Annotated in this window: 10 protein-coding genes; 9 read left to right on the forward strand and 1 reads right to left on the reverse strand. The window is 62.8% G+C overall.

The window, feature by feature from the left end; all coding sequences use genetic code 11:
* Nucleotides 1-142: 142 nt before the first annotated feature.
* Nucleotides 143-2,968, reverse strand: coding sequence for an ATP-binding protein (locus tag SNL23_RS27445; RefSeq protein ID WP_318304268.1), 2,826 nt, complete (start codon nucleotides 2,966-2,968; stop codon nucleotides 143-145).
* Between the two features lie 577 nt (nucleotides 2,969-3,545).
* On the opposite strand from SNL23_RS27445, the gene SNL23_RS27450 reads away from it, so the two are divergent.
* The 9 genes from SNL23_RS27450 to SNL23_RS27490 all read left to right on the forward strand — a co-directional run bounded on the left by SNL23_RS27450 (nucleotide 3,546) and on the right by SNL23_RS27490 (nucleotide 10,280).
* A complete protein-coding gene (locus SNL23_RS27450; protein WP_003211270.1) occupies nucleotides 3,546-3,818 on the forward strand; it encodes a BufA1 family periplasmic bufferin-type metallophore in 273 nt (90 codons plus the stop codon).
* Nucleotides 3,815-4,243: a DoxX family protein gene (locus SNL23_RS27455; RefSeq protein ID WP_010175348.1), complete on the forward strand. Its 429-nt coding sequence runs from the start codon at nucleotides 3,815-3,817 to the stop codon at nucleotides 4,241-4,243. Before SNL23_RS27450 ends, SNL23_RS27455 begins: the two co-directional genes overlap by 4 nt.
* 45 nt (nucleotides 4,244-4,288) lie before the next feature.
* Nucleotides 4,289-5,056, forward strand: coding sequence for an alpha/beta fold hydrolase (locus SNL23_RS27460; protein ID WP_076016068.1), 768 nt, complete (start codon nucleotides 4,289-4,291; stop codon nucleotides 5,054-5,056).
* Between the two features lie 24 nt (nucleotides 5,057-5,080).
* The gene (gene bufA2, locus SNL23_RS27465; RefSeq protein ID WP_076016069.1) at nucleotides 5,081-5,353 is read left to right on the forward strand and encodes a BufA2 family periplasmic bufferin-type metallophore; all 273 of its coding nucleotides are present in this window, start codon (nucleotides 5,081-5,083) and stop codon (nucleotides 5,351-5,353) included.
* Between the two features lie 98 nt (nucleotides 5,354-5,451).
* On the forward strand, nucleotides 5,452-6,303 hold the full coding sequence (gene bufB, locus SNL23_RS27470) for an MNIO family bufferin maturase (RefSeq protein ID WP_318304269.1): 852 nt from the start codon (nucleotides 5,452-5,454) through the stop codon (nucleotides 6,301-6,303).
* Complete coding sequence (locus SNL23_RS27475; RefSeq protein WP_318304270.1) at nucleotides 6,300-7,076, forward strand: DNA-binding domain-containing protein; 777 nt, start codon at nucleotides 6,300-6,302, stop codon at nucleotides 7,074-7,076. Before bufB ends, SNL23_RS27475 begins: the two co-directional genes overlap by 4 nt.
* A 4-nt stretch (nucleotides 7,077-7,080) precedes the next feature.
* Nucleotides 7,081-7,617, forward strand: coding sequence for an alpha/beta fold hydrolase (locus SNL23_RS27480; protein ID WP_318304271.1), 537 nt, complete (start codon nucleotides 7,081-7,083; stop codon nucleotides 7,615-7,617).
* Between the two features lie 92 nt (nucleotides 7,618-7,709).
* Entirely contained in the window at nucleotides 7,710-9,074 is a 1,365-nt protein-coding gene (locus SNL23_RS27485; RefSeq protein ID WP_023658995.1) for an MFS transporter, read from the forward strand.
* A 75-nt stretch (nucleotides 9,075-9,149) separates the two neighbouring features.
* Nucleotides 9,150-10,280 (forward strand): MFS transporter, encoded by a 1,131-nt coding sequence (locus SNL23_RS27490; RefSeq protein ID WP_076016074.1) that lies wholly within the window; start codon nucleotides 9,150-9,152, stop codon nucleotides 10,278-10,280.
* Nucleotides 10,281-10,408 lie beyond the last annotated feature (128 nt).

Here is a 10,408-nt window from a genome sequence, read left to right on the forward strand (position 1 = left end):
TTCAAAAGTGAGCCGCTGTAAGAGCGGAACCAATAGCCGCCGTTACCGAAGAAACGGATATGTACCCGACCCGATCAGAAACCCTGCCCCATAACATTACCCGCACCCCAGAACACTCAAGTGCGTACCGAATAACGGCCGCCTACCGATGCTGAAACCGGGGCAACGAAGCAATCCGCATCTTCGGTTCCTGCAACCTGGCCAGGTCACTGGCAATCTGCGCCCGCCAAAAGTGCGCCCCGGCCAACTGCGCATCCACCCATGCCTGGCGCAGCAACACCTTGGCCTTGTCCACCGACCCATACTGGGCCTGACGCAAGATCAGTTGTGCCTTGATACGCAACATCTGCGGCACGAACCAGTGCTCATGCCGCCCCAGCGCCAATTGCAAGGTGTCTTCCAACACCTCCAGCGCCAGCTTCTCCAGCCCCAGTCGCGCCAGACCCAAGGCGTACTCACAGCGCAGCAAGCTATACAGCTGGCTGTCTCCCTGCCCACTCAAGTGATGCAACGCCTCACCCAACAGCGGCACACCTTCCTCAGGCGAGCCCTGGCGAATCAGCAAAATACTCTCGAAACACAACCGAAACTGGCGCCAGATATGCAAGTCTTGTTGGGTGGTGCTGCTCTGCAGCAAGCCCAGGTAATAACGCACCTTGGGCAGGTTGGACGCCAACAGCGCCAGGGGAATCGCCCCCAGGCACAGGGTGTACCAGAGGGTCGCGGGGTGATCGAGGGTGATGGCTTCATCGACGCAACTGCCGATCAGGCGCAGCGCCGGGTCAACATCGCCTTCCAGCAACTGCACCTTCGCCTTGAGGCAGCGGGCGGCGATGCGCTGGTCGAAATGCACGTCGATAATGTGCGAGCGCGGCGCCGACGGTGAACCCAGCGCCTCGTCGATATTCTGCCGGGCGCCGGCCAGGTCGCCCATGTGAAACAACGCCACCGCACGCATGCGTTTACCCAGCAGCTGTTGGTTGCCACTGTTGCTCAGGCTGATGTAGCGCTCGGCCAGTTCCAGCGCTTCGGCGTACTGGTTGCAGCCGCAGCGGTCACTCCACAGGCCCCACAGCGCCCGCAGTTTGTGCTCGGCATCGCCCAGGTCGCGGGCGTCTTCGCGCACTTGGCGCCAGGCTTCGCGCATGGGCCCGCCGGTGCCGTAGGTGAGCATCAGCACGCTGGCCAAGGCCGTTTGCAATAGCATGCGCTGGCGCAGCGGCAGCGGGGTGGTGTCGGCGCTGGCCAGGCCTTTGTCGACCCAGGTACGGCACTCGCTGACCAGCGACAGGCGCAGCCACAACGGCACGCCGCCCAGTGTCAGTTCGATGCCGGTGGGCAGGTCGCCCGAGGCTGAAAAGGCCCACTCCAGTGCGGCGCGGACTGTGTTGATTTCCGGGCCATAGAGGCCAACCCAGGTCTCGGGAGAAAGGCTGTCGAGGGTCTGCCCAGCTTCCTGCAAAACCCCGAGGGCATACCGTGCATGACGCCGGCGGGTGGCGTCGGCTTCGCCGTGTTCGTTGAGTTTTTCCAGGGCGTAGGCGCGGGTGGTTTCCAGCAGGCGGTAGCGCTTGAGCAACTGCGATTCACCGGCAATCAGCAGCGACTTGTCCATCAGGCTTTCCAGCAAGGGCAGGGCGTTGCGGGCGTCGAGGGTGCTGCTGGCGGTCATGGCTTTGACTGCATCCAGGGTGAAGGAACCGGTGAACACCGCCAGTTGACGCAGCATGGCCTGCTCGTCGCCGGTGAGCATCGAGTAGGTCCAGTCCAGCGTCGCGCTCAGTGAACGATGGCGGGCGAGGGCGGTGCGTCGGCCGGTCATTTGCAGGCGGAAGCTGCCGTCGAGCAAGCCCACCAGGTCCTGGATGCCAAAGGTGCGCACCCGCGCCGCAGCGATTTCGATGGCCAGGGCGTTACTGTCGAGCTTGCGGCAGATGGCGCTGGCAGCGGCGACGTCGGTGTCCTTGAACACGAAGCTCGGGTCGAGGGCCTTGACCCGTTCGATGAACAACGCGATGCCCGACCACGTCATGGCTTGCTCGGCACTCAAGCTTAAGTCTTCGTCCGGCACCAGCAGCGGTGCGAGGTCGTGCACCCGTTCGCCTTCGGCCCGCAGCGGTTCGCGGCTGGTGGTCAGCACGCAACACTGGGGCGCGCAGCGCAGCAGCACTTCGACGGCGTCGGCGGTGGCTTGCAGCACGTGCTCGCAGTTGTCGAGCACCAGCAGCAACGGGCTGTTGGCGAGCATCGAGGCCACGCTTTGCAAGGGGTCGTCACTCACGCTTTGAATGCCCAGCGCGTTGGCGAGCATGCCGGCCACCCATTGGCCGCTGGTGGCGGGGGCCAGGTCGACGAAACACATGCCCTGGTGAAAGCGGCCCTGCAGCAGTTGCGCCACTGCCAGGGCGACCGTGGTCTTGCCGATGCCGCCTGGGCCGGTGATGGTCACAAAGCGCTGGCTTAGAAGCTGGTCAGCGAGGCTGAGGATCAGTTGTTCGCGGCCAATCACCGTGGTGGGCGGCGGTTGCAGGTTCGGTGCCTCCATGGTCGGGGCGGGCAGCAGGGCCTGGGTCATAGCGCCTTCACTCACCGCCTGCATCGTCACCGGCGCGACAAACCGGTAACCACGGCCCGGCACGGTGACGATATAGCTGAAGTTGCCGTCATCCCCCAGCGCCCGGCGCAGCGCAACGATCTGTGCGCGCAGGTTGCATTCCTCCACCACCACCTTGGGCCAGGCGAAGGAGATCAGTTCGGACTTTTCCAGCAACTCGCCAGCCCGGCTGGCGAGAGCGATCAGCAAGTACAAGGCGCGGCTGCCGAGGGTCACCGGCTCGCCGTTGCGCAGCAATACATGCTGGCGCGCCAACAAGAGAAAGGGGCCAAAACCGATAGCATTCTCGGTGTGGTCCGGGGCCTGGGGGACGAGGTCCGTGAAGGACACTGCGGGGTATTTGCTCGAACTCATCAATTTGTCCTTTTTTTGTAGTCGGGCTTGTTATTGGCGATCAGGCCATTCGCCCTTTTGGGTGCTTACGTGCGGCAGCAGGCTTGGAGAGTTGAAGTCGATCAAAAAGGTGAGAATTGCCGCCCTCCTTTGGGGCATGGACATTGTTATAGGGCGCGGGGCCGTTGGGTTTCAGGCGATGAGACTGTTTCAATTCAGAAACATTTTATTACTAGAAAACCTGATGTAGCAGAATGTATGCCAGTTGGCATGTAACAAAGATGACAACAACCGTATGAAATTTATGGTGATTTTTAAGGTCGTCGGAGGCGGCGAGAGAGGAGTGTTCGGAAAGGCGAATATTTCTAATTGTGTCGTTCGGGATGCCGAATAAAACGGTGGTGGTTTGGCGCGGTTTTTTTGGCTGTGTATCAGACTGTGTATCAGCACCCATCTGATACAGCGGCATGATTAGCAGGAGGGAACGCGACACAGACGGGATACACGCCTGGCTTTAAATCTGTCTACCAGATGGCGCAAGTGGTCACTCACCGCACAAGCGCCCTGGCCACATTCAGTCAAGCCAGGAGATTCAACCATGAAGCGCCACTACGCGGCCCTTGCTGCCACCCTCGCACTGTCCCTCGGTGCCTTCGCCGCCACCGCCCATGCCGAGGATGCCAAGCCTCAGGAGAAATGCTTCGGCGTGTCCCTCGCCGGGGCCAACGATTGCGCCGCCGGTGCCGGTACTTCCTGCGCCGGTACCGCCAAGGCGGATTACCAGGGCAACGCCTGGGTGCTGGTGGACAAAGGCACCTGCACCCAGATCAAAACCCCCAAAGGCTTCGGCAGCCTGACGGAACAACCATGATTGCCCTGGCCCCTGCGGTGCTCAAGCGCGTGCTGCCTGAGGCGCTGCTGTTGCTGGTGGCTCGCGTGGGTATCGCTTCGGTGTTTTTCCTCTCGGGCCGCACCAAGGTGACCGGTTTTCTGCAACTCAAGCCGTCGACCTACACCTTGTTTCGTTCGGAATACGCCTTGCCGCTGGTGCCGCCGGATTGGGCGGCACACCTGGCGACCTACGCCGAGCATCTGTTCCCGCTGTTGCTGGTGCTGGGCCTGCTGACCCGCCCGGCGGCCGCCGCGCTGTTGGGCATGACCCTGGTGATCGAGGTGTTCGTGTACCCCGATGCCTGGCCGACCCACCTGACCTGGGCCGGGCTGTTGTTGCCGCTGCTGGCGTATGGCGGCGGGGCCTGGTCACTGGACCGCGTGTTGTCCGGCCAACGCCGTTAACCCTTTCACAACAATGATCAGGCCCCAAGGCCTGTGGAGAGTCGCATGCGTATTCTTTCTTCCCTGGCGATCGCCATGGCACTCGCTGCACCGTTAGTGGCCTCGGCCGCCGATGCAGCCAAGCCCCAGCCGGGCACCGGTAAAAGCGTGGTGATCGTGCCCGGTTCCTTCGTCGATGGCTCCGGCTGGCGAGTGGTGCACGACATCCTGATTCACAAGGGCTACAAGGTCACCGTAGTGCATCAGGGCCATGAAAGCCTCGCCGCCGACGTAGCCGAGGCCCGCGAAGTGCTGGAGCAGCAAGTCGGCCCGGTGGTGCTGGTGGGTCACAGTTCCGGCGGCGGGGTGATCTCGATTGCCGGTGACCGCGACAAGGTCAAGTCGATGGTCTATGTCTCTGCCCTGCAACCGGAAGTCGGCGAAAACATGAGCCAACTGCTGTCTTCGATGCCGGCGCCGAGCAATGACGTCAAGCAGACCCGCGACGGGCACCTGTTCTTTGATCGCACCAAGTTCAATGCCGACTTTGCTGCCGACCTGACCACCAATCGCACCGACTTCATGGCCGCCTCCCAGGTGCCCGCCACCACTGCGCTGTTCGGCGGCACCGTGTGGGCCGCGGCCTGGCACAAGAAGCCGACCTACGCCGTGGTGTCCACCGAAGACCGTGCCCTGAGCCCCGACCTGCAGCGCTGGATGTACAAGCGCGCCGGCTCGAAAGTCACTGAAATCAAGGCCAGCCACTCGGTGTACATCTCCCAGCCCGAGGCTGTGGCGAAGGTCATCGAAGACGCTGCATCCGTCATCAAATAAACCACACCCTGAGGAGTAACACCCATGAGCACGTCCATTAAATCCCGCTTGAGCCTTGCTACTGCTGCCGCTTTGATCGCCATGGCGTCCGCCTCTTTCGCCGCGGCTGCCAGCGCCGCCGACCAGCCGGAACAGCCGGGTCGCTGCTACGGCGTGAACAACTGCAAAGGCGAAAGCCTGTGCGCCACGGCCAAGAACGATTGCAAGGGTCTCAACAGCTGCAAGGGTGAGGGCGTTGTCGTTAAGACTCCGTCCGAGTGCTTGAAGCTGGGTGGTACCACTACCGAGCCGAAGTAAGACCGTTAACGATGACGCGGGGTGCTTGACGCCTCGCGTTGTTCTTGGGTTTTTCGCGAGCAAGCTCGCTCCTACAGTTTTTTAACGGAGACCATGTGATGCCGACACCCAATCCGCGTTTTCCGGGCTACGGCCTGGGGCTGCGCAAGGAGCACTACAGTGAGTTCCTGGAGACTCCGGTGGCGGTGGATTTCGTTGAAGTGATCTCCGAGAATTTCATGGTTGCGGGCGGCCAGCCCCGGCATATCCTGCGCCAGATTCGTGAGCGGTACCCGGTGGCGCTGCATGGGGTGTCGATGTCGATCGGCACCGCCGAGGGGTTGGATCTCGACTATCTGAAGCGTCTCAAGTCGCTGGTGGACGAGATCGAACCGCTGTTTGTGTCCGACCACCTGAGCTGGTCCCGCAGTGGAGGCTTCAACTCCCATGACTTGCTGCCGGTGCCTTATACCGATGAGGCACTGGACCGGGTCTGCGCCAATATCGACATGGCCCAGGACGTGTTGGGCCGCGCGATGTTGTTTGAAAACCCGTCCAGCTACCTGGCCTTTGATGGCGCATCCATGAGCGAGTGGGAATTCATCGCTGCCATGTCCCGGCGCACCGGCTGCGAGCTGTTGCTGGACGTCAATAATGTGTTTGTCAGCGCCAGCAACCATGGCTTCGACGCTTTGGCATTTCTCGACGGTATTCCGGCCGAGCGGGTGCGGCAGATTCACCTGTCCGGCCACAGTCAGGGCCGCGATTTGCTGATCGACAGCCATGACAGCCCGGTGTGTGACGGGGTCTGGGATTTGTATGCCAAGGCTGTTGCGTTGCTCGGCCCGGTCGCCACGATGATCGAGCGCGATGACGAGATTCCGCCCTTGGCCGAGCTGCTGGAGGAACTGTCCATCGCCCGGATGCTGGGTGCTTCCGAGGCCTGCAAGCGTGCGCAGGTGCGCTCATGAATCTCGCGCAATGGCAGCAGGCGTTTCACACCTGGCTGGTGAGTGCCTCGCAGGAGTCGGCCCAGTTGCTGGGTAACAAGCCCGCAGGCCTGGCGGTTTACCAGAATAACTACCGCGCGCAGTTGGTGGGTTGCCTGGAGCAGGCATTTCCCAACCTGCGGCGCTGGCTGGGGGATGAGGCGTTTCTGGCCGCGTGCATCAGCCATATCGACCGGCATCCGCCCCATGCCTGGACCCTGGACGTCTATCCCGAGGGCTTTCACCTGACCCTGGGTGAACGGTTCCCTAACAATCCCGACGTGCATGAACTGGCCTGGATCGAGTCGTCGCTCAACGAGGCATTTGTCGCCGCCGATGCCAGCCCGTTGCCCATGGATGTGCTGGCGGCGGTGGATTGGGACACGGCACGCCTGCAACTCACGCCGTCGCTGCGTTGCCACGGGCTGACCACTAATGCCGAGGCGATCTGGTCGGCGTTATGGCAGCAAACCCCGGCGCCCGAGGCGGTGATGCTGGCCGAGGCCGGTGGGTTGCTGGTGTGGCGTCGGCAGTTCACCTCGCGCTTGCGGCAAGTCGAGGCCCTGGAATTCCAGGCGTTGGTGCATCTGCAAGGCGACGGCAGTTTTGCCGGGCTGTGCGAGTTTCTGGTGGAGCGCCTGGGGGAAGAGGAGGGCGTGGCGCAAGCCGGTGAGTGGCTGGCCGGTTGGATCGGCAGCGAGTTGATTGTGGGGGTCGTTGACGACCTTCCCGTGGCGTATTTTTCGGAGCTATAAACCCATGTCTTTTTTCAATCGTCGTCGCTTTCTGATTTCCAGCGCCATTGCCTCGGTCGCGCTGTCACTGCCGGTATTGGCGGCGCCTGCGCGTTGGACGATTCGCCAGGTCAGCACCGACCTGCTGGATATCGGCTACTACGAAGCCGGCCCCGAAGACGGCCGGCCGGTCATTTTGCTGCATGGGGCTGATGGCGACCTGGAGCGTTTTGCCGAGGTCGCGCCGCATCTGGTGTCCCAGGGTTTTCGGGTGGTCATCCCGTACCTGCGAGGCCATGGCAGCACCACGCAACTGGACAAGGCTGCGCCCGCCGTCACTCAGGAAGTCGTTCTCGGCCAGGACGTGCTGGACCTGATGAACGCCTTGCACATCCCTGAAGCGGTGCTGGGTGGGTTCGATCTCGGCGGCCGTGCCGTCACGGCAGCGGCCACCTTGCGGCCGAGCCGCTGTGTAGCGCTGGTCACCGTCAACAGCGCGCCGCAGCCCGCCCTGGCCGAGGTGCTGGTGCAGATGGCCCGAATGGGCAACTGGCGCACCTGAACATGAATATTTGGACAGCCACGCATTTGCCCGCTGAAAAAAAAGGCCGCTGCCCGTAATCTACAGGCCTTTGCCACGTGTGCGGATTGTCCATGTCTTCAGTAGCTGATGGGTTGCCCAGTGATAAACGTCTCGCGGCGGTTGTCGCCATTTCCCTGGGGATCGGCATGGCGACTCTCGACACGGCCATCGTCAACACCGCGTTGCCGACCCTGGCCGAAGGCATTGGCACCGACTCCGCCTCGGTGATCTGGGTGGTCAACGCCTACCAACTGGCGACCATCGCCGCCGTGCTGCCCTTTGCTTCCCTGAGTGACGTGGTCGGCCACCGCCGGGTGTTCCTCGGCGGCTTGCTGGTGTTTGTAGTGGCGTCTCTGTTCTGCGGGCTGGCTTGGTCGCTGCCGACGCTGACTGCCGCCCGGGTGGTGCAGGGCCTGGGCGCGGCGGCGATCATGAGCGTGAACATTGCGCTGTTGCGGCATATCTACCCGGCAAAAATACTCGGCCGGGGGCTGGGGTATAACTCGCTGGTGGTGGGGCTGGCCTTTACCCTGGGGCCTACGGCGGCGTCGGCGATTCTGTCGGTGGCCACCTGGCACTGGTTGTACCTGATCAACCTGCCTCTGGGCGCATTGGCTTTGTGGCTGGGGGTGCGTGCGATTCCGGTGATCCCGATCACCGGGCATGCCTTCGACCGGCTGGCGGCGATTCTCTGCGCCGGGTTGTTCGCCCTGCTGGTGCTGGGCCTGGGTTCGGCGGTGCACGGCGCGCAGGCGGTGTTGACCCTGGGACTGATCGCCGTGGCGCTGCTGTGCGGGCTGTTGCTGATCCGCCGTCAGGCCGGGCACCCGGCGCCGATGCTGGCGGTGGACTTGTTCAAGCGCCCGCTGTTCACCTTGTCGGCCCTCACCGCGATTTGCGCGTTCAGCGCCCAGGGCCTGGCGTTTGTGTCGCTGCCATTCCTGTTGCAAACGGTGCTGGGTCACAGCCAGGTGGCCACCGGCTTCCTGATGACGCCGTGGCCGGCGGTGGTGGCAGTGATGGCGCTGATTGCCGGCCGGCTGGCGGACCGTATCTCCCTGGCGTTGCTGTGTGGCATCGGCCTGGTGATGTTGAGCGCGGGCATGGCCTCGTTGGCGACCCTGGGCAACGACGCCTCGACCTTCGACATCGGCTGGCGCATGGCCCTGTGCGGCGCCGGGTTTGGTTTCTTCCAGTCGCCCAACCTCAAGGCGATCATGACCAGTGCGCCCATCGCCCGCAGTGGCGGTGCCAGCGGGATCGTCGCCACGTCGCGGCTGATGGGGCAGACACTCGGCGCTTCGCTGGTGGCGTTGTGCTTCCACCTGTCCCTGAGCAGCGGCCCGCAGTACGCGTTGTGGCTGGGGTGCGGGTTCGCACTGGTGGGCGCGGTGGCCAGCGGGTTGCGCCTGATGCAGGACGGCGCCAAGGTTTAATTATTTGGGCCTTGTAAACCATTGAGGTAGGCGGCTACCGTGGCCGTCTAAATAATTCTGAATGTTTCAGCCTTTATGTCTGATCTGGCCCAACGCAGTGCTGATTCCCACTCCCGCCGTGCCGCGCTGACCCTTGGCCTGTGCCTGCCCAGTGATGTGTTGCTGTACCTGGTGCTGCCGATGGAGTCCCAGGCATTTGGCATCACCCTGGCCCAGGCCGGGGTGCTGCTGGCGGCCAACCGGCTGGTGCGGATCTTCGGCTACAAGCATGTTCTGAATTTCTATGCCCGCAACGGTGATCGGCTGACGTGCTCCATCGCCGCCGGCGCGGCGGCGGTGTGTGCCCTTGGCAACTCGATGCTGTCCGGCTTTGCGGCCTTGCTCGGGCTGCGGTTGGTCTGGGGGCTGTGTTTTGCTGCGTTGAACCTTTCCACTCAAGTGTTGGCCACCTCTGAACCGCTGGGTGCAGCGCGGCGGGCGGGGCGGTCGCGGGCGTTGATTGCCCTGGGGCCGATGCTGGCTTTGCCGTTGGGTGGGTGGCTGACGTTACAGGTGGGGCCGCGGCCGATCTTTTGGATTCTGGCGGTGTGTTGCCTGGTGGGGTTGTGGATGGCGCGGGGGTTGCCGACTGCGGGTCACAATTTGCATGGCACGCCGGGGCGGCGGTTCAAGTTGCCTGACAGTGTGGCGACCTGGTCGTTTATCGAAGGGGTGGCGCTGGATGGGCTGTTTATCTTTGGTTTGTCGATTCAGGCGCAGAAGATGCTGGGTGGGAATGCGGTATTGATTGCCGGTGGGTTGATGGCGCTGCGATATGTTTCGGAGTTGCTTCTGAGTCCGCTAGGGGGGCGCTTCGCTCAGCAGTTTGGTGCTACTTCGATGTTGTTGCTGTTTTCGTTTCTTAGTGCGTTGGCGTTGGGGGCGTTTGGTAGTCACTGGGTGATTGTGGGGGCGGCGGCGGTGTTGGTGTTGCGGGCGCTGCAGTTGCCGCTGGTGACGACGTTGGTGGCGGAGCGTAATCCGGGGGCGATGCGGGTTTCTGCGTTGGCGTCGAATGCGGTTTGGCGGGATGTGGGGGCGGGGCTTGGGCCTTTGCTGGCGGGGTTGTTGTTGCCGGTGGCGTCGGCGCCTTGGGTGTTTGGCGTGGCGGGGGCGGCGATTGCGGTTAGTGCGGTGTTTTGCTGGCGGGCCAGGGGTTTAGCATGAGATGTGGGGATTGAGTACATATCCGTTTCTTCGGTAACGGCCACTTAGGGTTCCGCTCTTACAGCGGGTCACTTTTGGCAAACGCCCCAAAAGTAACCAAAAGGTCTTTGCCCCACCACTCGGTGCCT

Source organism: Pseudomonas sp. SED1 (assembly GCF_034044025.1).
Classification (GTDB): Bacteria; Pseudomonadota; Gammaproteobacteria; order Pseudomonadales; family Pseudomonadaceae; genus Aquipseudomonas.